This is a genomic window from Neorhizobium sp. LMR1-1-1.1 (assembly GCF_040675795.1).
Lineage (GTDB): Bacteria > Pseudomonadota > Alphaproteobacteria > Rhizobiales > Rhizobiaceae > Neorhizobium > Neorhizobium cellulosilyticum.
Genome location: NZ_JBEGHE010000058.1, coordinates 157830 through 180366, shown reverse-complemented (window position 1 = coordinate 180366; position 22537 = coordinate 157830). Strand labels below are relative to the sequence as shown.

The following is a 22537-nucleotide window of genomic DNA, read 5'->3' as shown; positions in this document are numbered from 1 at the left end:
CCGCAGCGACTGATCCGCGACACACCGACACCTGCTTTCGGCAGCCATGCAACAATTGCATCACACCAAGTCGGCAAATTCGCTTGCGTGAAAAATACTTTTAATCCAAATAATTTGAATGCACAGAAAATCAAATGATCCAAAAGCCGTATTCGGCGGCACCGTTGTCGTGTTTGCCAGAAGGTGGCGCATGTTCATCGATGAAAAGCTGGCGGAAAGCGGCCTGACGGACGCCAGCTGGACACCGCTGATCTACCTGCACCGGCTGGGTGACGGCCTGCTTCAGAAGGAACTCGCCGCCACTTCCGGCCTCGACGAATCCAGCCTCGTGCGGCTGATCGATATCCTGTCGAAACGCGGCCTTCTCGAACGCCGGATCGATCCGGACGACCGCCGCGCACGCAGGCTCCATCTCACCGAAGAAGGCAGGAAGACGGCCTGTGCCATCCGCGCACAGCTCGTGGCGCTGGAAAAAGACCTGCTCGACGATTTCAGCGACGAGGACATTGCAGCCATGCTGCACATCTGCGAACGCGTCGAGGAGAAAATGGAGAAGGCTAAAGCCGGAATGAAGACTCAATCATGAGAGCGCTTTCCGCCATGTTCGATATCGACCCGGCCCGGTTACGCTTCACCGCGCGCACAGCGATCGCAGCCTGCTTGGCGCTGGTGATCGGCACTCTCATCGGCCTTGATCATCCGCAATGGGCAGCGATGACTGTCTGGATTACTGCCCTGCCGACACAGGGCCAGCGGCTGGAGCGGAGCCTGGCCCGTGTCGTAGGCACCATCGCCGGTGCGCTGGCAGGTGTCGGCCTTATGGTTTTGGCCGGCAATGATCCGCTTGGCATCATCATCGGGCTTTTGCTCTGGCTTGGATTGTGTTCAGGGATCGGGAACCTGATTACAGGCCCCGCGTCCTATGTCAGTCTTCTCGCCGGCTATTCCGCGGCGATGGTAGCACTCCTCGGCTACGGCCACGAAAGCTCGCTTTTACTGCTCGCGATCGATCGGATAGCAACAATCTGCCTCGGCGGCACGGTGGGTACGATCGTCGCCTTGGTCTTTTCTCCCAAGCCTCAGCCAGTCGACATTTCCAAGCGTGTGAAAACCGTCATGTACGACTGCCTCGACCATATAGCCGCGGGAGCAAGCGACAAGGCCGAACGCACACGCCTGATTCTGGAAATTGCTGCACTGGATGAAAACCTCGACATCGCATCTGCCGGTTCGATTGGCGTTCGCCGAAAAGCCCGGGACATCCGCAGTCTCCTATCCGCTCTCACTGAACTGCTTCTGGATACACAATCGCCAAGCCATCCAAGTCCTGAAGGTGTACGGATGACACCCCTCGAGCAGAATGACATACCCGAACGATTGCAACTGATGGCAGACGAACTAGAGGCGGATAAACCGTATCAGGCAAACCTGTTGAAAGCATTGGCGCCGCTCTGGCAGCGGGCGAACCGAACAGCGGCAACGATTGGTCCGCTGGCGGATCGCCGCCGGCTTCCGCTTCCGCATCACGACTGGATAGGTGCCCGTTATGCGGCATTCAGATCAATGAGCGCAGTTGCGGCAACCGGGCTGGTTTGGATCCTCACGGGCTGGGCACTCGGACCCTACATGGTCATGGGCGCAGCAATTATGACCTCGGTCTTCTCGACCTTCCCGAATCCCGGTCTGCAAATGCGCTGGGTCGTCGGAGGCTCGATCAGTGGTGCCCTAGCTGCAGTGCTGGCTCATCTCTTCATTTTACCTATGGCAGGCAGCGTCACTATCGCCGCCCTGCTTACAATGCCTCTGATCCTTCTCGGCATGTTCGTCATGGCTCATCGCCGCGTCGGACTGGCTGGCATGGAATACAATCTCATTTACCTGCTGATGATGAATCCGACCGTGCCGGCGGATCCTGAGCTTGGTCATGTACTGTTGCAGGCCTCCGCTGTCCTGCTCGGCCCGGTCAGCGCCTATCTCGCCTTCGTCGCCCTGCCCGTCGACACCCGCCGCCGGCTGGATTTCGTCATCAGGCTGATGGTGCATGAGCTGACCGCCATAGCCGGGGGCGCATTCGACAAGCCCGGGCGCCACCTGCATTGGCGCATGCGCATCTATCATCGCCTTGTCACGCTCGTTCGCTGGAGCGAACGCAGCGGAAACGGAGGAGACTTTGCCGTGAATGGCGGCATGGGAACTCTGCTCATCGGAAACAGTCTACACGCAATCCGCAGCATGATGGAGGAGCCTGACGTTGATGCCGGCTCGAAACGCGCGCTTCGCGCAACGTTGTTAAGCGTTGCCCACCTGTCACGAAAACCCGATCGTGTCGTGAGAGCTTTCAAGAGGGCAGCAGCAAAACTGCAGGCGACATATCCGCAAGATGCCAGCCGATTGAGCGAGACGGCCGCTCTCGTCGCGGCCAATCAGGATTTCTTTCGCCGGGCTGGCTGAGCCCAAAAGGCTCAGTCGTCGTCCTCACCGTGGCCGGCGATCATCATCGCCTCGAAGGCCAGACGCTCGGTCTTGCGCATGCGTTCAGATTCCGACTTCAGCTGGCCGCAGGCAGCGAGAATATCGCGACCGCGCGGCGTGCGGATCGGGGAAGCATAACCTGCCGCATTGATGAAATCTGCGAACTTTTCGATCGTCGCCCAGTCGGAGCACTGGTAGTTGGTGCCCGGCCACGGGTTGAACGGGATGAGGTTGATCTTCGCCGGAATGCCTTTCAACAGCTGAACCATCAGCTTGGCGTCTTCCAAACTGTCATTGACGTCCTTCAGCATCACATATTCGAAGGTGATGCGGCGGGCATTCGACAGGCTCGGATAGGCGCGGCAGGCGTCGAGCAGTTCCTTCAGCGGATATTTCTTGTTGATCGGAACCAGCATATCGCGCAGCTCGTCGCGCACCGCATGCAGCGAAATCGCCAGCATGACGCCGATCTCTTCGCCCGTCCGGTAGATTTCCGGCACGACACCCGAAGTCGACAATGTCACGCGACGCTTCGACAGCGACAGACCGTCACCATCGGTAGCGATCAGCAGCGCGGTCTTGACGCTCTCGAAATTGTAGAGCGGCTCGCCCATGCCCATCATCACGATATTGGTGACCTTGCGGTCGCCTGTCGGAACGAAAGCGCCCGGCGGCGTGTCGGCGCCCGGAAAATCGCCCAGACGATCGCGCGCCAACAGAAGCTGCGACAGGATTTCTTCCGCCGTCAGGTTGCGCACCAGCTTCTGCGTGCCGGTGTGACAGAAGGAACAGGTGAGCGTGCAGCCGACCTGACTGGAAATGCACAACGTGCCGCGGCCTTCTTCCGGAATATAGACGGTCTCGATCTCGACCGGACGACCGGCACCGCGCGACGGGAAGCGCAACAGCCACTTGCGGGTGCCGTCATTCGAGATCTGCTCCTCGACGATTTCCGGGCGGGCAATAGTGAAATGCTCCTTCAGCATCTCACGCATGTCCTTGGCGACATTGGTCATCGCATCGAAATCGGAGACGCCGCGGATATAGAGCCAGTGCCACAGCTGGTTGACGCGCATGCGCAGCTGCTTTTCCGGCACGCCCTTCTCATGCAGGGCTTTCGCCATCTGCGGCCGCGTCAGGCCGATCAGCGAGGGCTTGGATGTGAAAAGATCCGGATTGGCAACCAGCGGCTTCTTGGCGATGGCACCGGGGGCAATGGCCTCTGTGACTGACATATTCTATCCCGTTCGAGCACATGCACATCGCCACCGCTTAGGTAGGCGGAAGGGCTGGGGCATGTCTGTGCGTGAAACCTGTATCGGTCGTGGCAACATCAGGCCCGACCATGTTGGCGCGGGCTTTAGCATCAAAATAGGCCGGCGTCACCCTGTCTTCAACAAACACGAAAGGCCGGTCGAACGACCGGCCTCCGCTTAAATCGACGGCGTGCCGCTTACTTGCAGGTTTCGATTTGCTTCAGTGCAGCCGAAATGCCCTGCAGAGAATAGGCGTAATTGGTTTTCGTGCCACGGCCGGAAACGGCGCTGACGCTCATATTGTGGCCGGTCTTCATCGCGTTGACGAGTGCCGGCTCTTCCGCCGCATTCTCGACCCAGGCAGCCTTTTCCTTGGTGAACATGGTAAAATTCTTGCCGTCGATGGTGACCGTCACCTTCGAATTGGCCTGCAGCGGATAACCGACCATTGCCTGCGGCTCATAGGAAACGCTCTGGCCCGGACGTTGCGACACGATGAAGAAAATGTCACCGTGATCGACGCTGGCAGGTTCCTTGGTGGTCGGAACGGAAAGGACATAGCAGACCGTGCTGTTGCCGGACTTGTACGAATAGGCACCCCATGCCTTGAATTGCTGGATGCGGGTCGGCGTCTGAGCCGAGGCGATGCTTGCGCTTACGAAGGTAAGAGCAAGGGCGAGTGCGACTGTGCGTGCGGACATGGTTTCCTGCCGAGTTTTGTTATACGTGACGCTTCAACGGTAAGGGTGGGTGAAGCGGGCCATGATCTGGTTCATTTTGACTTAATTCTGGTTACCAATCCGTCAACATTGGAATTGGTTGCGCGCTCGCTGTAATGTGCTGTCAATGACACAAGGAATAGGGCAACAGTTTGTCCTCTTCCAAACTCACGCAATGACATTAGTATGGTTGCATAGATGCGAATCTAGGCTTTGAAAGAATTGCGTAGTTTGGATGCAGGGTGACGATCGGGACTACTTTGCGCGCTTGACCAGGGCTGTCGCCATGGAGCGTGATCAGGCAGCCTTTGGCGTGCTCTTCGATCACTTTGCGCCCCGATTGAAAACCTGGCTGATGAGCCAGCGAATTCCCGTCGATGAAGCGGAAGAGCTTGTCCAGGAAGTGATGACCGTACTCTGGCATCGTGCGTCCCTCTACGACCCGCAAAAATCCTCGCTTTCTACCTGGCTGTACCGCATCGCGCGCAATCGCCGCCTGGATGCGCAGCGGCGCGCCAAGGGCAAGGATGCGCTCGGTGATGCGCAGTGGCAGATGATGGATATGCAGGCGACCGACTTGCTTGTCGAAGTCAAAGAACGCGACGCACGGGTGCGTGAGGCGCTGAGTAGGATACCGGGCGAACAGATGGAACTGGTCAAGGCCGCCTTTTTCCTCGGCCAAACTCACACAGAAATTGCCGAGGCTACCGGTCTTCCGCTCGGCACGGTGAAATCCCGCATCCGGCTTGCGTTCCGGCATTTGCGCCGCGCGCTCGAAGACGCGGTGCCGCCGTAAGACTGCATCTGGCCCCAGATCATGCCCGAGCTTTTGCGATATCGGGATCGTCGGCGAGAACCTGATCCGCCGCGTCATAATGGCGATCGGCGATATGGCCCTGTATCAATCTCAGCGCCGCCGCCAGTACCGCGACGTCATCGGTAAAGCCGACCATGACGAACATATCCGGCACCAGATCGAAGGGCAGCACGAAATAGGCGAGTGCCGCCAGAAGCACACCACGCACTCTGGTCGGTGTCTTAGGATCGACAGCGCAGTAATAGGCAGCCACCAAATCCCGGCTGAACGGCACGAACTTCACCGCCCGCTTCAGCGTCGGCCAGAATTTTGCACGCACCTGCTTTTCGCGACGATCCTGGGTGTCATCGTCGCCGGGCAGGAGAATTTCACCGATCTTTACGTCGTCCATGAGCGCTCCGTTGGAGACCTTCATCGATTTCACGTTTTCTATATGGAGAGCGACAATGGTCTTTCAAAGGCGCCAGTATCTCAAAGGCAGCGGCCTTTCAAAGGCGCCGCCCCCAGGCCTGGTCCATCATTGCGGCGAGGCGGAAATCACGGTCGGTCAACTGCTTCCTCGCATGCGTCGTCAATTTGACATCCACGCGGGAATAACTGTTGCTCCAGTCGGGATGATGATCGAGCTTTTCCGCAGCCAACGCGCATTCTGTCATGAAACCGAATGCCTCGGCAAAAGATCGGAATTTGAAGCATTTGCGAATAGCAAGACCATCCGCCGAAAGCTCCCAGCCTTCGAGCTTGACCAACTCCCGGCTGACCTCGTCCGGTTCCAGCAATTCGTAACTCATGGGCGCAACGCCCTTCCAGAAACAGCTCTCTTAGAAATAGCTCTTCGCCGTTTCCGCGTCACTATATTCGTAGGCGTAACTGTCATCCCTCAAGGAAAAGATCTCTTCGGTCACATATGGACCTCCGCCGACTGACTCCTTTGAAGACAGGAGCACGAAACGCGAGACCTTGAACGGCGCGGTATGAAAATTGCCCCGGCCCGAGAGGTAGTGCACCACGTCGTCGAGACGGCAGTGCTTCAATCTTGCAAGTGTCACATGCGGCATGAACTTGCGCGGATCGGGCGGCAGTGCGATCCGCTGGCAGATCCGCTCGATTTCGGCCTGCAACGCCAGCATGTCCGGAGACATGGAAACACCAGCCCAGATCGAATGCGGTTTTTTTGATCCGAAAGAGCCGATACCTGTCAGTTGCGCCTGGAATTCGGGCCGGTCGATCCGGTCCAGCCGATCAACGATCTCGTCGGCGGTACGGTTGTCGACATCGCCGATGAAGCGCAGGGTGATATGATAATTCTCGACGTCGATCCATCGCGCGCCCGGTATTCCACCCCGAAGGAGGGACAGGCTCAAGGCAACATGGCGCGGGACTTCGAGGGCGGTGAAAAGTCTCGGCATACGCAGAACCTCCTCGAATCTCTAGCAGATATCAATAGCGGAACACGCAATCTCGTTCCGTGCAAGTTGTTATTTTGTGGCTGAACTGATCTCCCCTAAAAATGATTCCACCATGGGGAGAGTACGCTCGACCATCACGGCCACGCCCCTTGCGTTCGGATGCATTCCGTCTTCGAGCTGCATGCCCGGCACGGTCGTGACCCCGTCGAGAAAGAATGGATAGACCGGCACGGCATGTTTTTCGGCGAGCCTTTTGTAGATCGGATTGAACTTTTCCGCATAGTCGCCCCCCATATTCGGCGGCGCCAGAATGCCGGCCAGGAGAACCTTGATGCCGCGTTCCTTCAGCCGCGTCAGCATGGCATCGAGGTTCTTTTCCGATTGTTCGGGCGCAATGCCGCGCAGCGCATCATTGGCGCCGAGTTCGAGAATGACGCCGCCCGTCCCGTCCGGAACCGACCAGTCGATGCGCGAAAGGCCGCCGGAAGTCGTATCACCCGAAACGCCCGCATTGGTAATCATCACATTCAGCCCCTTGGCTTTCAGCGCCGCCTCCAGCTGGGCCGTGTAGGATTCCGAGGGCGCGAGCTGATATCCGGCCATCAGGCTGTCGCCGAAACCAACCAGATTGATCGCCTTCTCCTGCGCTTTGGCCGAACCTGAGCCGGCAAAGAGAGCAACCATGACGATGAAGTGAAGAAGGCTTGCTTTAAAACTCAACTCACGTCTCCTAGATTTCTACAACTGCGCTGCAGCAAAAGCCCGGCACTACTCCATGGATATAGGGTTATTCGCTTTGACTGAAACCGTTATCGACCTCAAAAATGCCGACCTCACTCTCGGAAGCGCTGCAGCCTCCGTCCATGTACTGAAAGGCATCGACCTGACGATCGCAGCCGGCGAAGCCGTCGGCATCATCGGCCCGTCCGGTTCCGGCAAATCGACCCTGCTGATGGTTCTGGCCGGTCTCGAACGGCTGGACAGCGGCGAAATCTTCATCAAGGGCGAACCCCTTCACAGCTTTTCCGAGGATGTGCTGGCAGAATTCCGCGGCCGCAACATCGGCATCGTCTTCCAGTCCTTTCATCTGATCGCCAACATGACGGCGCTGGAAAACGTCGCCGTGCCGCTGGAGCTCGCCGGCGTTTCCGACGCCTTCGACATTGCCAGGCGCGAATTGACGGCGGTTGGCCTGGGCGAAAGGCTCAGCCACTATCCCGGCCAGCTTTCCGGTGGCGAACAGCAGCGCGTGGCGATCGCCCGTGCGCTCGCCCCCTCGCCCGCGCTGCTGATCGCCGACGAGCCGACCGGTAATCTCGATACCGAAACAGGAAGGCAGATCGCCGATCTTTTGTTTTCAAAGCAGGCCGAGCGCGGCATGACGCTGCTTCTCGTCACCCACGACAACAGTCTTGCGGCTCGCTGCTCGCGCCAGATCCGCGTAAGATCCGGCGAAATCGTCGAGGATAGCGCCGCCCGCACCGCCGGTCAGGCGGTGTCGGCATGAGTGCGGCGATCGCCCGTATCTCCATCGCCTTCCGTCTGGCGCTGCGCGAAATGCGCGGCGGTCTCGGCGGCTTCTACATCTTCCTCGCCTGTATCGCACTTGGAACCGGAGCGATCGCGACCGTCAATTCCGTCTCGACGGCGATCACCGGTGCAATTGCCAATCAGGGCCAGGCACTGCTCGCCGGCGACATCCGCTTCGAACTCAACAACCGCGAAGCCAGCGAAAAGGAACGTGCCTTCCTTGATGGCCTCGGTGAAGTTAGCGTCTCGTCCGGCTTGCGCTCGATGGCGCGGATGCCGGACGGCTCCGGCCAGGCGCTGGTCGAGGTCAAGGGAGTCGACGGCGCTTACCCGCTCTACGGGCAGATGCAGACCGATCCGCAGCAGCCGATTGACCAGCTTCTGGCACAACAGGGAAATACCTTCGGTGCCGTCGCCGCGCCGCTGCTTCTGGAGCGGCTGGGCCTTTCGGTCGGCGACGAACTCCTTCTGGGAAATACCCGCCTTGTGCTTAAAGGCACGATCGTCAATGAGCCCGACGCCCTGTCCGACGGTTTCGGTTTTGCACCAAGGCTGATGATCAGCGGAGATGCCGTCGCCGCATCCGGCCTGATCACCATCGGCAGCCTTGTCGAGCATTCCTACAAGATTCGTCTCGAAGACCCCTCGACCCGATCCGCAATCGTCACCCGCGCAAACCGTGATTTCCCCGATGCCGGCTGGTCGATGCGCACCAGCGATCGCGCCGCGCCTTCGCTTGCCGAAAATATCGACCGTTTCTCGCAATTCCTCACGCTTGTCGGCCTCACGGCTCTCATCGTAGGCGGCGTCGGCATCGCCAATGCGGTGCGCGCTTTCCTCGATGCCAAACGGACGACCATCGCCACATTCAAATGCCTCGGCGCTCCGGCCTCGGTCGTGACGATGATCTATCTTTTCCAGATCATGCTTCTGGCCGCGATCGGAATTGTCGTCGGCCTCGTGATCGGCGCGATCTCGCCCTTCATCGCCTTCCGTTATCTCGAAGGCGTGCTGCCCGTTCCCGAACAAGCAACCATCTATGGCGGCGCTCTGGCGATAGCGTCCGCCTTCGGCCTGCTCGTCACCTTCGCCTTCACCATCCTGCCACTCGGCCACGCGCGGGAAGTGCCGGCAACGGCGCTGTTCCGTGAACAGGGTTTCGAGGCAAGGCGCCTGCCGTCATGGCCCTATCTGCTCGCAGCCGGAGCGGCCCTCGCAGCACTCGCGGCGCTGGCTATCTTCTGGGCCGACGACCGGCGCATCGCCTCCGTCTTCCTTGTCGCGGTTGCCGGATCCTTCCTTCTGCTGCGAGTGGTCGCCGCCGGCATTGCGGCGCTTGCCCGACGGAGCCCGCAAGTCAACTCGCCCGCCCTCCGCCTGGCGATCGGAAACATTCACCGCCCCGGCGCACTGACGCCATCAGTCGTATTGTCGCTCGGCCTCGGTCTCGCGCTGCTCGTGACACTGGCGCTGATCGACGGCAACATGCGCAATCAGCTGACCGGGCGCATCACCCAAGGGGCGCCGAACTTCTTCTTCGTCGACGTCCAGAGCGCCGAAGTCGACGGCTTCCGGCAGCTGTTGAAGACGCAGGCTCCCGAAGGAAAGGTCTTCGAGGTTCCGATGCTGCGCGGGCGCATTCTCGCCTTCAATGGCAAGGACGTCAGCCAGATGAATGTCCCGCCGGAAGGCCGCTGGGTTCTGCGCGGCGACCGCGGCATTACCTACGCGAAGAACAAGCCGGAAAGCTCGACGCTGACCGCTGGCGAATGGTGGCCGGAAGATTATGACGGCGAACCCCTCGTCTCCTTCTCTGCGGAAGAGGCGGGCGAACTTGGCCTGAAGCTCGGCGACACCGTCACCGTCAATGTTCTCGGCCGCAACATTACCGCAAAAATCGCCAGTTTTCGCAATGTCGAGTGGGAATCGCTCTCGATCAATTTCGTCATGGTCTTTTCGCCCAACACCTTCCGCGGCGCACCCCACGCCTGGCTGGCAACCTTGACTGAGCCATCCGCTTCGGCAGCGAAGGAAGCCGAAATCCTGAGAACAGTAACCACGGCCTATCCGACGATCACAAGCGTCAGGGTCAAGGATGCGATCGACCTGGTCGATCAGCTGGTCGGTCAGCTTGCAACCGCCATCCGTGCGGCAGCGGCAGTCGCGCTCGTCGCGTCGGTTCTGGTCCTGGCCGGTGCGCTCGCCGCCGGCAACCGAGCCCGCACCCATGATGCGGTCGTGCTGAAGACGCTCGGCGGTACGCGCCGCATGCTGATGCGTGCCTTCGGTTACGAATACCTGATCCTCGGCACGGCGACCGCGGTCTTCGCACTGCTTGCCGGCGGATTGTCGGCTTGGTTCGTGGTTGCCCGCATCATGCGCATGCCATCCTCCTTCCTGCCGGACGTCGCGGTACTCACGCTTGTGATCTCGCTGGTTCTGACGGTCGGTATCGGCCTTATTGGCACCTGGCGCATTCTCGGCCAGAAGGCGGCTCCGGTGTTGCGGGAACTCTAGGGTCATTCCAGCATAAGCGAGAACCGGCTTTGTGTCCGGGGTTACACCAAAACAAAGAGATAGGACGGTTTCGCGGTTCGAAGAAGCGTGAAAACGCCCTGATCACTCAGGGGTTGCAAAATACCGGAAATATCCGTCGAATTCGCGCAATAATATCCCAGAGGTTGCTAAATTACACGCGCAGTTGATGTTTTCCAGCGGCGAACCCCTTGTATGCAAAGCGATCTCGCATCATATTCTACGTCAGGCTTGCTGGAGCTCCGCAGCGGCGCCTGGGTCATATATTAGGGGGCCCGACACCGTAGTAATTCCGGAGCTTAAAGAGGAAACAATGGCTGACTTCAACAACTACCAGAACCGAATGGCGCAGTCCCGTGCGCAGTCCGGTGAGATGATCGATGCAGGCCTGCGCGCCTACATGCTTCGGGTCTACAACCTGATGGCACTCGGACTTGCGATCACCGGTGTTGCTGCTTACGGCACCTATGCATTCGCGGCCTCCAACCCGGCCGTTGCACAGGCGCTTTACGGCGGTCCGCTCAAGTGGGTTATCATGCTGGCTCCGCTGGGCATGGTGTTCTTCCTGAGCTTCCGCATCAACAAGATGAGCGTTCCGGCTGCGCAGATGACCTTCTGGGTCTATGCCGCACTGATGGGTCTCTCGCTGTCCTCGATCTTCCTGGTCTTCACCGGCCAGAGCATCGTTCAGACATTCTTCGTCACCGCAGCATCGTTTGGCGCCCTGTCGCTTTACGGCTACACGACGAAGAAGGACCTGTCCGGCCTCGGCTCGTTCCTGATCATGGGTCTGTTCGGCCTGATCATCGCGTCGATCGTCAACATCTTCCTACAGTCGTCTGCAATGGGCTTCGCGATCTCCGCCATCGGCGTGCTGATCTTCGCTGGCCTGACCGCGTACGACACGCAGAAGATCAAGGAAATGTACTGGGACGGTCACGACTCCGCCACGACGGGCCGCATGGCCATCATGGGCGCACTGACCCTGTACCTCGACTTCATCAACCTCTTCACCTTCCTGCTGCAGTTCATGGGCAACCGCGACGAATAAGCGGAAGAGTGATCGTTACTAAGAAGGCGGCTTTCGAGCCGCCTTTTTTGTTGCCTGGTTTTTTGAGCAAGCCTAGGCTGGACACAGTTTCAAACCAACATCCCGCTTGTTCCCCGCCATGACATTTTCCATTCGCAATGCTACTGCGGCCGACCTTCCGGCCATCACCGAAATCTATCGTGACAGCGTGCTGAACGGCACTGCAAGTTACGAAATCACTGCCCCCGACCTGATCGAGATGACCAGCCGCCAGTCCGGCATCATCGAAAAAGGGTACCCCTATATCGCAGCGGAAGCGGAAGACGGCAGCCTTCTCGGCTATGCCTATGCCTCAGCATTCCGCACCCGCCCGGCCTATCGCTGGCTAGTGGAGGATTCGATCTATCTCGCACCCGAAGCCCGCGGCAAAGGCGTCGGCAAGGCCCTGCTGAAGGAATTGCTGATCCGCTGTGAAGCGCTCGGCTTCCGGCAGATGGTAGCCGTCATCGGCGGCGCCAGCCCCGCTTCGGTTGCCGTCCACAAAAGTCTCGGCTTCGAGATGACCGGCACGCTGAAAGGCACGGGCTTCAAACATGGGAAATGGCTGGATACAGTCCTGATGCAGGTCTCGCTTGGTGAAGGCACTAAAACCGACCCGGATCTTGCAGCCTATCCCGGAACGCTGTTTGCGGGATAACGCGGACTCGTAAGCACCCATCGCTGCGCATCAATCGATCAGCTTCAAAGCCTTGTCGAAAACCTTCAGCACCTGCTGCAGTTCATGACCCCGTTTGAGAATCATGCCGTTAGTGCTGATCACCGAATAGGCGCCCTGTTTGCCGGCAAGCTTGGGATTTTTCTCCACTCGGAAAAGCGGCATCTCACCGGATCGTTTGAAGATGGAAAAGACTGCCCGATCCTTCAGATGATCGATCGCGTAGTCCTTCCACTCGCCTTCACCGACCATGCGGCCGTAAATCCAGAGAATGGCATCCAGCTCGCGCCGGTGAAATGTCACTGGAACAGGGTCAAGGCTCCGCTTGTATTCGCTGAGACTGACGACAACGGCCGCATCCTGGGGCCGCGCGCCCGCTGGCAAATCAGACTGATCGGCCATCAAAGCTCCAAACGTTACATGTCTTTGGTATGACAGTGTGCCCGACCCGTACAAAAATGCAAGTCATCGAGAAGGCTGCAGCAAGCGTCCCCCGCCGGGACAGATTTTTTCATCTGCCTAAATTCGGACAAAACAGCGCCAAAATCGGCATACATGTTGCGGCTGTTGGTTGGCGCGTTTAGCGCCATTGGCCCGGTCAGGTGCATTGACCCTTACCCCCAGCCCCCCAATGTTTCCGGGCCGGGCCATCCAACAACTTTCCAAGCTCATCGAAAAAAACGGCCGCCGGTTTCGCGCCAGGCAAAGACCGGGCACGATTTCCTGTTTTGAAAAAAGGCAGAAACGTCTTCGGAAAATATCCGGTCAGTCTTTTTTGCGGCCTGCCATCAAGACCGTCGCACCGATGATCGAGGCAGGCTCGCCTCCTGAACCAGATGTCTGCAGGAGGATGGCGCAGCCGTCCTTTTTGGTCTTGCCAAGCGCCTTGCCGGGCAGTTTCAGCGTCATCTTCTGGCCGTTCCACATACCGACCGACTGCACGTCGTAAACGGCATGCCAGTATTCCATGTTCTTGCCGCTGTTTTCGCCCTTGGTCACGTCCACCTGCTGGTGCTTGGTGAAATAGGCAACCACGACATCGGCCTGTCCCTGCCCTTCGCCGATCTCGATCTCGATCTCGTCCCCGTGCATGGTAGCAGCGACGGGGACGGTCAGGCCCTTGCCGGCTTTCTGCAGATCATTGACCTTGCCATTGATGACCGTCTGATCGGTGCCCTTCACATGCTCGCGGCCGTTGATGATCGCCTGCGGCGTGTAGACACCACTGCGCCCCATCGTCTTGGCGTAACCATATTGCCGCTCGGTGTTTTCCTTGGAGGACAGCGTGTCGGTCCAGCCGAGATAGTTCCAGTAGTCCACATGATAGGAAAGCACCACGAGATCACCCTGGGCCACCAGCTGCGACAGCGTGTTGTCGGCCGGCGGACAGGAAGCACAGCCCTGCGAGGTGAAAAGCTCGACGACGCCCTTTGGCGACCGCACCTCTCCGGCCGATGCGATACTGCCAACGAGCAGGCTCGCAAGGACGATAACGGCACGCAAGGCAAACGGCATGGATGACGAACCTTTTGTCAGGGCAATCGCAAGAAGCGGTTGCCATCGGCAGGAAAGAAAACAAATCTCTGGGCTGGCGGAAAGTAACCATCCACAATTTCAAGAGAAAGTCACGATGGGGTGAGAACGGAGAATGTGATTAATCGTCGCCTTTTGGTTGTAAAACCAACTTGGGTAACACCGAAGGATTAGACGAGCTTAAGCAAACCCTGCGCGAGATAAACCGCACCTACGCCAGTCACGACCCAACGGGTCCAGGCGCGAAAATTTGCATCCGTCATCTTCTGCAGAATGCCGTTTCCGGCCCGTGCGCCCAGGATCGCAATCGGTGCAGCAATCAGCACAGCGATCGCGTCCACAGTCGGCAAATGCGAGGCTGCATCCCAGTAGAAGGCGATCTTGGCGAGATGCGACAACGTCTGGATCGACGCCTTGGTGGCGATGATCTTGCGGCGGTCCATCTGGGTGCGGATGAAGAAGATATCGACGGTCGGACCGGCGACACCGACGCTGATCGTCATCGCGCCGGAAAGAAGCCCCGCCAGAAACGCATGCGACGGCCGTGAGGCGTCAAGCTGCAATCTGTTGACCGGCAGCCAGACAAGGATCGGCATCAGCCCGACGCCGATCAGAACCACGATCAGGCTCGGCGTATAATTGGTCAGGAACAGGACGACCGCCGACAGCGCTACCCCGGAACACAGGATGGAAAGGATCCGCCAGTCGATATAGGCGCGAGAAAACCAGGCGCGCGATCCGTTCGATACCATCTGGATGACGCCCTGGATCGCGATCGCGGTGCCGACCGGATAGAGGAAAAGCAGCACCCAGAGGAGGATCAGTCCACCGGCCATGCCGAAAATGCCGGAAAGCAGCGACGTCAGGAAAACGGTGACGGCCATTCCGATGAAGATGATGAGGGACAATAGAATACGCCTGAGAGGTCGAGCAGCCCCTCATCCGCCTGCCGGCACCTTCTTCGCCGCGAGCGGGAAGAAGGGATGTACCGCATCGTTCTGCCACATGTGCAACAACGACGTAGGCCACGTCCCCTCTCCCCGCAAGCGGGGAGAAGGTTAGGGTGAGGGGCGCCCCAATTACTGAAAACCACCCGCCGGAATGCCCGGCGGGTGGCTGATGTCGTTAAGCCGCGAGATCCCGCAGAACCGTCTGCAGGATGCCGCCATTGTTCATGTAGATAACCTCGTCGAGCGTATCGATGCGGCAGAGGATGTTGATCTCCTTCACCGTGCCGTCGCCATAGGTGATCTGGGCGGTCTTCCATTCGCGCGGCTTGATATCGCCTTCGAGGCCCTCGATGGTGACGACTTCGTCACCTTTGAGGTTGAGCGAAGCCCAGGTCGTACCCTCTTCGAAGACGAAAGGAACGACGCCCATGCCGACAAGGTTCGAGCGATGGATACGCTCGAACGACTGGGCGATCACTGCCTTGACGCCCAAGAGGTTGGTACCCTTTGCAGCCCAGTCGCGCGACGAACCGTTGCCATATTCGACACCGGCGAAGATGACCAGTGGAACGCCCTCTTCCTTGTATTTCATCGCCGCATCGTAAATCGACATCTCTTCCTTCGACGGATAGTGGATGGTGTAGCCGCCTTCCTTGCCGTTCGGGCCCAGCATGTGGTTGCGGATGCGAATATTGGCGAACGTGCCACGCATCATCACTTCGTGATTGCCGCGACGCGTGCCGTACTGGTTGAAGTCTGCAACGGCGACGCCGTTTTCGGTGAGATAAGCACCGGCCGGCGAGGACGCCTTGATTGAACCGGCCGGAGAAATGTGGTCGGTGGTGATCTTGTCACCGAAGAGACCAAGCACGCGGGCGCCCTTGATATCCTTCAGGCCCGAGCCCTTTTTGCCCATGCCGACGAAGTAAGGCGGGTTCTGCACATAGGTCGACTTGTCGTCCCAGGCATAGGTCTCGCCATCCGGGATCTGCACGGCCTGCCAGTTTTCATCACCCTTGAACAAGTCCGCATACTTGCTCTCGAACAGTTCGCGAGTGACGTATTTGGCGATGAACTCCTGCACTTCGGCAGATGTCGGCCAGACATCCTTGAGGAAGACCGGCTGGCCATCGCTGCCGATCCCGAGCGGTTCCGTCGTCAGGTCCTTCTGCACCGTGCCGGCCAGCGCATAAGCGACGACGAGCGGCGGCGAAGCCAGATAGTTGGCCTGGACATCCGGCGAGATACGGCCTTCGAAGTTTCGGTTACCGGAAAGCACACCCGAAACGATCAGGCCCTTGTCGTTGATCGTCTTGGAAATCGGCGCAGGCAGCGGGCCGGAATTTCCGATGCAGGTCGTGCAGCCGAAGCCGACAAGGTTGAAGCCAAGCGCATCGAGATCATTTTGCAAGCCGGACTTGGCAAGATATTCGCCGACGACCTGTGATCCCGGTGCAAGCGAGGTTTTCACCCACGGCGCGGTCTTCAAACCCTTGGCAACGGCGTTGCGGGCGAGAAGGCCGGCTGCGATCAGCACGCTCGGGTTCGAGGTGTTGGTGCACGACGTGATGGCAGCAATTGCGACGTCGCCATGGCCGAGATCGAAATCGGTGCCTTCGACCGGATAGCGGTTATCCAGCTGGCCCGGCTTCTTGTAGTCACTTTCCATCGAACCGGCGAAACCGGAAGCAATGTTTTCCAGCGGAATGCGGCCTTCCGGGCGTTTCGGACCGGCCATGGAAGGCACGACATCGCCGAGATCGAGTTCCAGCGTATCGGTGAAGACAAGCTCGGAACCGTCCGTGTCACGCCACATGCCCTGCGCCTTCGAATAGGCTTCGACGAGCGCGATACGCTCCTTGGTGCGGCCGGACATGTTGAGGTAGTTGACGGTTTCGGCGTCGACCGGGAAGAAGCCGCAGGTCGCGCCGTATTCCGGGCCCATGTTGCCGATGGTGGCACGGTCGGCGACCGGCATGTTGTCCATGCCCGGACCGAAGAATTCAACGAATTTCGAAACCACGCCCTTTTTGCGCAGCATCTGCACTACAGTGAGCACGAGGTCGGTCGCAGTGACGCCCTCTTTCAGCTTGCCGGTCAGCTTGAAGCCGATCACCTCCGGCAGAAGCATGGAAACCGGCTGGCCGAGCATCGAGGCTTCCGCTTCGATACCGCCCACACCCCAGCCGAGAACGCCAAGGCCGTTAATCATCGTGGTATGGCTATCGGTGCCAACGCAGGTATCGGGATAGGCGGTGACTTCACCGTCTTCTTCATTGGTCCAGACGGTCTGGCCAAGATATTCGAAATTCACCTGATGGCAGATGCCGGTGCCGGGCGGCACGACGCGAAAATTCTTGAACGCCTGCTGGCCCCATTTGAGGAAGCGGTAACGCTCGCCATTGCGCTGGTATTCCAACTCCACATTGCGGGCAAAGGCGGTCGGCGTGCCGAATTCGTCGACGATCACCGAGTGGTCGATCACGAGATCGACGGGCACGAGCGGATTGATCTTTTCCGGATCGCCGCCGAGCGATTTGATGCCGTCACGCATGGCGGCAAGGTCGACCACCGCCGGAACGCCGGTAAAGTCCTGCATCAGAACGCGCGCCGGGCGATAGGCGATTTCAGCCTCGGTCAGACCCTTGTTGCTCAGCCATTCGGCGACCGAAAGAATCTGCTCCTTGGTGACGGACTTTCCGTCTTCGAAGCGCAGCAGGTTTTCGAGCAGAACCTTCATCGAGAAGGGCAGCTTGGAAACACCCGCCAGGCCGTTCGCTTCGGCCTTGGGCAGTGAGAAATAGACATAGTCCTTACCGCCTACGGTAAGGACGGAACGACATTGAAAGCTATCGATAGACTTGGTCACGGATTAGAACCCCGCTGATATCAAGAGCCAACACGCGCGTGCGGACGCCTATGCATTAGAAATGCACTATAGGATGCGGGTGCGACCATTTCCGCTGTCCGCACGAGAAGATTTTGGTCTTCAGGTCCGGCGCTGAGTGGAAATCACGCCGGCCGCTGGCGTGGTTGCTATGTATATAGATAGTTTCTAAGAACCTTCCAGACACTTTGTCGCAGCGGGCAAACAATTTTTTGCGGCTAGATGATTGAGAACTTAAACAAGGTTTCCGTGATGCGGCTGACGGCCGAAAACTTGAGCGCCAGACGCGGCGAAGACCTGATTTTCAAGGACATTTCCTTCACTTTGGAAGGGGGTGAAAGCCTTGTCCTGACAGGGAAAAACGGCTCGGGAAAATCGACACTGCTGCGCGCCGTGGCCGGTCTTCTGCGGCCCGAAAGCGGGCGAGTGATCTGGGAGCAGGATGGCGCAGAGGCTGAAATGCGCGCCGCCGAAGCCTGCCACTATCTCGGCCACCGCAATGCGATGAAGGCCGAACTGACCGTCTCGGAGAACCTTTCCTTCTGGCGCGATTTCCTCGGTGATTTTAATGGAAATGCCGGCATAGGCATCGGCGAAGCAGCAGAAGCGGTCGGCCTCGGAGGCATCACCCACCTGCCTTTCGGCTATCTCTCCGCCGGCCAGCAGCGCCGCATGGCGTTTGCAAAACTGCTCGTCGCCTGGCGTCCGGTCTGGATCCTGGATGAACCGACCGCCGCGCTGGATGTGAGTGCCGAAGAGGTGTTTACAGGGCTGATAAAAGAGCATCTGGCCGCTGGCGGCATCGCGCTTGCCGCGACCCACCAGCCGCTCGGGCTGAAGGAGGCGCAGGAATTGCGGATGACAGGATTTGCCGGGCTGATGGAGGATATATGGTGACCCATTATCGTCTCGCCCAGTCAGCTCCCCTCTGCCCTGCCGGGCATCTCCCCCACAAGGGGGGAGATCAGCTGGGCGCACTCTCCTCAGACCACTTCAGTCTTGCCGCAAAGCGCATGCTTTTTGGAAGAGCGACAGTCAGGCCTCTGGTGATCTCCCCCCTTGTGGGGGAGATGTCCAGCAGGACAAAGGGGGGTAACTCCACCCACCAAGATAGCGGTCCTCATCCCATGGCTGATAGCAATACGCGGGGAACTCGAGCCCGATGACCGCCCTCCTCCTCCGTGACCTGAAACTCTCGGTCCGTGCCGGCGGCGGCGCACTGATTGGCGTGCTGTTCTTCATGACGGTCGTCGCCGTCATCCCCTTTGGAGTTGGGCCGGATCTCAATCTTCTCTCCCGTATCGGCCCGGCCATCGTGTGGATCGGCGCACTTCTCTCCGCACTCCTGGGCCTCGACCGCATGTTCCAGACCGACCGCGAGGACGGATCACTTGACCTGATCCTGATGCAGGAACACCCGCTGGCGCTGACTGTGCTGGTCAAATGTCTCGCCCACTGGCTCGGCAACGGCCTGCCGCTGGTCATCGCCTCGCCGCTGCTCGGCCTGTTCATGAACATGAGCGAAGTCGCGATCGGCGCGACCATGCTGACGCTTTTGGTCGGCACGCCGGCGCTGACTTTCATCGGCGCGGTGGGTGCTGCCGTCGCCGTTGCCCTTCCCCGTGGCGGCCTGCTGGTCTCGATCCTCGTCCTGCCGCTGGCAATCCCGGTATTGATCTTCGGCGTCAGCGCATCCTATGCGGCTGTCGAAGATCCCGCCCCCTTCATGCCGCCTTTTCTGATATTGGTGGCCATCACGATGTTTTTTGCGGTGATCGGTCCTATCGGCGCGGCACTCGCTTTGCGAAACACGGCCGATTGATTAGAATCATTCTCGAAAACGCACGACCCGGTTAGAAAGTCCAATGCCCGAAAGCCTTGCCATCACGAAAATCTCCGATCTGGCCAACCCGACACGCTTCCTCGGCCTGGCGGCGCGTATCCTGCCATGGATGGCCGGCATCACCGCGATCCTCTTTGCAATCGGGCTTTATCTCACCTTTGCCAGCGAAGGCGATTACCAGCAGGGCATGACGGTGCGCATCATGTATGTGCATGTGCCGGCCGCCTGGCTGTCGATGATGTGCTATTCGGTCATGGCGATGTCGGCGATCGGCACGCTCGTCTGGCGCCATCCACTGGCGGATGTTTCCCACAAGACCGCTGCACCGCTTGGTGCAGCCTTCACCCTCATCGCACTCGCCACCGGATCGCTCTGGGGCAGGCCGATGTGGGGCACATGGTGGGTCTGGGATGCAAGGCTGACTTCCGTTTTCGTGCTGTTTTTGATGTATCTCGGCCTGATTGCGCTCAATCGCGCCATGGACGATCCAAGCCGTGCTGCCCGCGTTTCGGCCGTGCTGATCCTGATCGGCTTCGTCAACATCCCGATCATCAAGTTTTCGGTCGACTGGTGGAACACGCTGCATCAGCCAGCGAGCGTCATCCGCATGGGCGGCCCGACGATCGACAAGGAATTTCTCTGGCCGCTGCTGATCATGGCCCTCGCCTTCACGCTGCTGTTCTTCACCCTGCATATCGCGGCAATGCGCAACGAGATCTGGCGCCGCCGTGTCTCGGCCCAACGCCGCATGGCCGCCCGCATGGCAGGCCGGACACCGGCGAAGGAGGCGTAAGATGAGCCATACGTTCTACATCTCCGCATCCTATGCCGTCGCCGCCATCGTTATGCTCTGTCTGATTTTCTCGGTCTGGCTAGATGGCCGCGCCCGCCAAAAGGAACTGGCAGAACTGGAAGCCTCCGGCATCCGCCGCCGCTCCGCTCGCCCTGCCCCAACAGACGGAGCCTCGTCATGACATCCGGCACGGAAGACGCCAACCTCAAACCAAAACGCAACCGCAGCCGTTACGCACTGGCGCTGATCCCGCTTGCCGTCTTTCTGGGCTTTGCCGCGATCGCCGGAAAGATGCTCTACGACCAGGACGTCAACGGGCTCGACGTTTCCGCCATCCCGTCTGCGCTGATCGGCAAGACGGCGCCATCGCTTGCGTTACCACCGCTGGAAGGTTCGAACACCGCTGCCCTGACGGATGCCGCCATCAAGGGCAAGCTGACCCTGGTCAACGTCTTCGCCTCATGGTGCGTGCCCTGCCGGCAGGAACATCCCATCCTGAAGCAGCTGGCGAACGATAGCCGGCTTAACATCGTGGGCATCAACTACAAGGACCGCAACGACAACGCCCTGCGTTTCCTCGGCGAGCTTGGTAATCCCTACAAGGCGATCGGCGTCGACCCGAACGGCAAGGCGGCAATCGACTGGGGCGTTTACGGCATTCCGGAAAGCTATCTGGTCGGCCCGGACGGCACGATCCTCTACAAGAAGGTCGGCCCCTTCGATGAGCGCAGCCTGACACAGCAACTATTGCCAGCGATTGAAAAGGCTTTGGGCGCAGCCAAGAGCTAACTTTATCTTTAAGAAACGATCCTGAGCGGCGGCGGTCCCTCCGGCGGCCGTTGCCCTTCTGTCACGACCCTGTTGCGACCGGAATTCTTTGCCGTATAGAGACAGGCGTCCGCCCGCGCGAGGGCATCATGCACGGAATGATCTCCGGGTGCGGTGGCCGAAACACCGAAACTCGCTGTAATCGTCCCATCGACCCCATGATCTTGCCAGCTCATGGCGGCAAACCCGAACCTCGCCTTTTCCACCATATCCGCCGCTTCCATTCGGCCGATACCAGGCAGAAAACTGACGAACTCTTCGCCCCCAAAACGCGCGATCGCAACACTTCTGAGGTTCGCTCTCAAAATCTGCGCAAACCCGATAATGACATGATCACCGGCTGCATGGCCGAAGCGATCATTGACCTGTTTGAAGTAATCGATATCCCCGACGATAACAGCCCCTGCAGGAAAGGCACCTCCCTTGGCTTCGGGCAAAGCCAGCTCGAAACCGCGTCGGTTGAACAACCCGGTGAGAGGATCGCGGCACGCCGCATCACGATGACCCATAACCACATCCGAGACGACCGAACCCAAAACAGCCAGCGCCATGATGAAGCCGACGATGCTCGCCGCCATCTGCATCAGGAAAGCATATTCGGAAGACAAGAACTGGTCGAGTGAATCAAAATTGCCAGCAGACGTGGAAACAAGGAGAGCCGACACCCGGATGGCGGTCTCCAGCACGACCATTGACGCCATAACCACGAGCAAACGATCAATCGCCGACTTGGCAAATCTCCACACGGAAACGATTGCAATACCAAGCAGCACCGCCAGCGATGAATCGCCGATCGCAAGCTGCGATCTCAGATCTTCCTCGACAAGGATAAACCAGCAGACGACCGCAAAAGCCGTCAACGTGAAAAGCAGCCGCGGCAGCAACAATGTCGGGCGCCTGAACCTGACAAGCATGGCATGGCTATAGAGAAAAAATGCTGCGTAGAAGAACACATTCGAGAGCACTGCCTGTGCCGGCAAAGGCAGCGCATAGGCAAGGATAGGAAAGGCAAAGCCGAGCGCCGCCGAAATGTAGCCCAGCCCCCAGTAACGAGCTGAGCCATCGGACCATCGGTCGGCGATCAGAAAAATGCTGCCGAAAACCAGAAAAATGAACGGCAAGAGATAGGCAAAATTATCGGTCTGTTCCATCTGACCCTGCGCAGAAAGCCTTCATGCATCCTGTCGGTTATGAAAAAGCCCTAGGCCTAGAACGTTAAC

The 22537-nt window shown here is 59.0% G+C and carries 23 protein-coding genes; 12 read left to right on the top strand and 11 right to left on the bottom strand.

What is annotated here, in order from left to right:
* Positions 1-190 precede the first annotated feature (190 nt).
* Complete coding sequence (locus MRBLMR1_RS26085) at positions 191-586, top strand: MarR family winged helix-turn-helix transcriptional regulator (RefSeq protein WP_500066945.1); 396 nt, start codon at positions 191-193, stop codon at positions 584-586.
* Complete coding sequence (locus MRBLMR1_RS26080) at positions 583-2451, top strand: FUSC family protein (RefSeq protein WP_148147818.1); 1869 nt, start codon at positions 583-585, stop codon at positions 2449-2451. Before MRBLMR1_RS26085 ends, MRBLMR1_RS26080 begins: the two co-directional genes overlap by 4 nt.
* An 11-nt stretch (positions 2452-2462) precedes the next feature.
* Here MRBLMR1_RS26080 and rlmN read toward each other — a convergent pair whose 3' ends face one another.
* Positions 2463-3707 carry a dual-specificity RNA methyltransferase RlmN gene (rlmN, locus tag MRBLMR1_RS26075; RefSeq protein ID WP_148147817.1) on the bottom strand — a complete coding sequence of 415 codons (1245 nt, stop codon included), beginning with the start codon at positions 3705-3707 and terminating at the stop codon, positions 2463-2465.
* A 218-nt stretch (positions 3708-3925) separates the two neighbouring features.
* Positions 3926-4429 carry an invasion associated locus B family protein gene (locus MRBLMR1_RS26070; RefSeq protein WP_148147816.1) on the bottom strand — a complete coding sequence of 168 codons (504 nt, stop codon included), beginning with the start codon at positions 4427-4429 and terminating at the stop codon, positions 3926-3928.
* 253 nt (positions 4430-4682) lie between these two features.
* Here MRBLMR1_RS26070 and MRBLMR1_RS26065 point away from each other — a divergent pair, with 253 nt between their 5' ends.
* Complete coding sequence (locus MRBLMR1_RS26065; RefSeq protein WP_148147815.1) at positions 4683-5243, top strand: sigma-70 family RNA polymerase sigma factor; 561 nt, start codon at positions 4683-4685, stop codon at positions 5241-5243.
* Between the two features lie 19 nt (positions 5244-5262).
* On the opposite strand, the gene MRBLMR1_RS26060 is transcribed toward MRBLMR1_RS26065, so the two are convergent.
* The 4 genes from MRBLMR1_RS26060 to MRBLMR1_RS26045 all read right to left on the bottom strand — a co-directional run bounded on the left by MRBLMR1_RS26060 (position 5263) and on the right by MRBLMR1_RS26045 (position 7393).
* Positions 5263-5655, bottom strand: coding sequence for a YkvA family protein (locus tag MRBLMR1_RS26060; protein WP_148147814.1), 393 nt, complete (start codon positions 5653-5655; stop codon positions 5263-5265).
* Between the two features lie 97 nt (positions 5656-5752).
* Complete coding sequence (locus tag MRBLMR1_RS26055) at positions 5753-6055, bottom strand: 4a-hydroxytetrahydrobiopterin dehydratase (protein ID WP_148147813.1); 303 nt, start codon at positions 6053-6055, stop codon at positions 5753-5755.
* A gap of 30 nt (positions 6056-6085) precedes the next feature.
* The gene (thpR, locus tag MRBLMR1_RS26050; protein WP_148147812.1) at positions 6086-6673 is read right to left on the bottom strand and encodes an RNA 2',3'-cyclic phosphodiesterase; all 588 of its coding nucleotides are present in this window, start codon (positions 6671-6673) and stop codon (positions 6086-6088) included.
* Between the two features lie 69 nt (positions 6674-6742).
* A complete protein-coding gene (locus MRBLMR1_RS26045) occupies positions 6743-7393 on the bottom strand; it encodes an arylesterase (RefSeq protein WP_148147811.1) in 651 nt (216 codons plus the stop codon).
* A gap of 55 nt (positions 7394-7448) precedes the next feature.
* Between MRBLMR1_RS26045 and MRBLMR1_RS26040 the strand changes: the two genes are divergently transcribed.
* The 4 genes from MRBLMR1_RS26040 (at position 7449) to MRBLMR1_RS26025 (ending at position 12465) form a co-directional block, all read left to right on the top strand.
* Positions 7449-8180 carry an ABC transporter ATP-binding protein gene (locus MRBLMR1_RS26040; protein WP_500066944.1) on the top strand — a complete coding sequence of 244 codons (732 nt, stop codon included), beginning with the start codon at positions 7449-7451 and terminating at the stop codon, positions 8178-8180.
* Positions 8177-10720 (top strand): ABC transporter permease, encoded by a 2544-nt coding sequence (locus MRBLMR1_RS26035; RefSeq protein ID WP_148147809.1) that lies wholly within the window; start codon positions 8177-8179, stop codon positions 10718-10720. The genes MRBLMR1_RS26040 and MRBLMR1_RS26035 overlap by 4 nt, the downstream gene beginning before the upstream one ends.
* A 331-nt stretch (positions 10721-11051) precedes the next feature.
* A complete protein-coding gene (locus MRBLMR1_RS26030) occupies positions 11052-11789 on the top strand; it encodes a Bax inhibitor-1/YccA family protein (protein WP_148147808.1) in 738 nt (245 codons plus the stop codon).
* A 118-nt stretch (positions 11790-11907) separates the two neighbouring features.
* Complete coding sequence (locus MRBLMR1_RS26025) at positions 11908-12465, top strand: GNAT family N-acetyltransferase (RefSeq protein WP_148147807.1); 558 nt, start codon at positions 11908-11910, stop codon at positions 12463-12465.
* A gap of 30 nt (positions 12466-12495) precedes the next feature.
* Here the strand turns inward: MRBLMR1_RS26025 and MRBLMR1_RS26020 are convergent, their stop codons facing one another.
* From MRBLMR1_RS26020 to acnA, 4 genes are all read right to left on the bottom strand, one after another.
* Positions 12496-12885, bottom strand: coding sequence for a DUF2794 domain-containing protein (locus tag MRBLMR1_RS26020; protein WP_148147806.1), 390 nt, complete (start codon positions 12883-12885; stop codon positions 12496-12498).
* 363 nt (positions 12886-13248) lie between these two features.
* The gene (locus MRBLMR1_RS26015; protein WP_148147805.1) at positions 13249-13998 is read right to left on the bottom strand and encodes a DUF1223 domain-containing protein; all 750 of its coding nucleotides are present in this window, start codon (positions 13996-13998) and stop codon (positions 13249-13251) included.
* Between the two features lie 188 nt (positions 13999-14186).
* Complete coding sequence (locus MRBLMR1_RS26010; RefSeq protein ID WP_210297992.1) at positions 14187-14924, bottom strand: sulfite exporter TauE/SafE family protein; 738 nt, start codon at positions 14922-14924, stop codon at positions 14187-14189.
* 217 nt (positions 14925-15141) lie between these two features.
* A complete protein-coding gene (gene acnA / locus MRBLMR1_RS26005; RefSeq protein ID WP_500066943.1) occupies positions 15142-17835 on the bottom strand; it encodes an aconitate hydratase AcnA in 2694 nt (897 codons plus the stop codon).
* Between the two features lie 270 nt (positions 17836-18105).
* On the opposite strand from acnA, the gene ccmA reads away from it, so the two are divergent.
* The 5 genes from ccmA to MRBLMR1_RS25980 all read left to right on the top strand — a co-directional run bounded on the left by ccmA (position 18106) and on the right by MRBLMR1_RS25980 (position 21278).
* Positions 18106-18750: a heme ABC exporter ATP-binding protein CcmA gene (gene ccmA / locus MRBLMR1_RS26000; RefSeq protein WP_148147855.1), complete on the top strand. Its 645-nt coding sequence runs from the start codon at positions 18106-18108 to the stop codon at positions 18748-18750.
* A gap of 265 nt (positions 18751-19015) precedes the next feature.
* Entirely contained in the window at positions 19016-19675 is a 660-nt protein-coding gene (gene ccmB, locus MRBLMR1_RS25995) for a heme exporter protein CcmB (protein ID WP_148147803.1), read from the top strand.
* 43 nt (positions 19676-19718) lie between these two features.
* Positions 19719-20489 (top strand): heme ABC transporter permease, encoded by a 771-nt coding sequence (locus tag MRBLMR1_RS25990; protein ID WP_148147802.1) that lies wholly within the window; start codon positions 19719-19721, stop codon positions 20487-20489.
* Position 20490: 1 nt separating this feature from the next.
* Positions 20491-20670, top strand: a complete 180-nt coding sequence (gene ccmD / locus MRBLMR1_RS25985; protein ID WP_148147801.1) for a heme exporter protein CcmD — start codon at positions 20491-20493, stop codon at positions 20668-20670.
* Positions 20667-21278, top strand: coding sequence for a DsbE family thiol:disulfide interchange protein (locus MRBLMR1_RS25980; RefSeq protein ID WP_148147800.1), 612 nt, complete (start codon positions 20667-20669; stop codon positions 21276-21278). The genes ccmD and MRBLMR1_RS25980 overlap by 4 nt, the downstream gene beginning before the upstream one ends.
* 8 nt (positions 21279-21286) lie before the next feature.
* Here the strand turns inward: MRBLMR1_RS25980 and MRBLMR1_RS25975 are convergent, their stop codons facing one another.
* A complete protein-coding gene (locus MRBLMR1_RS25975) occupies positions 21287-22468 on the bottom strand; it encodes a GGDEF domain-containing protein (protein WP_148147799.1) in 1182 nt (393 codons plus the stop codon).
* Positions 22469-22537 lie beyond the last annotated feature (69 nt).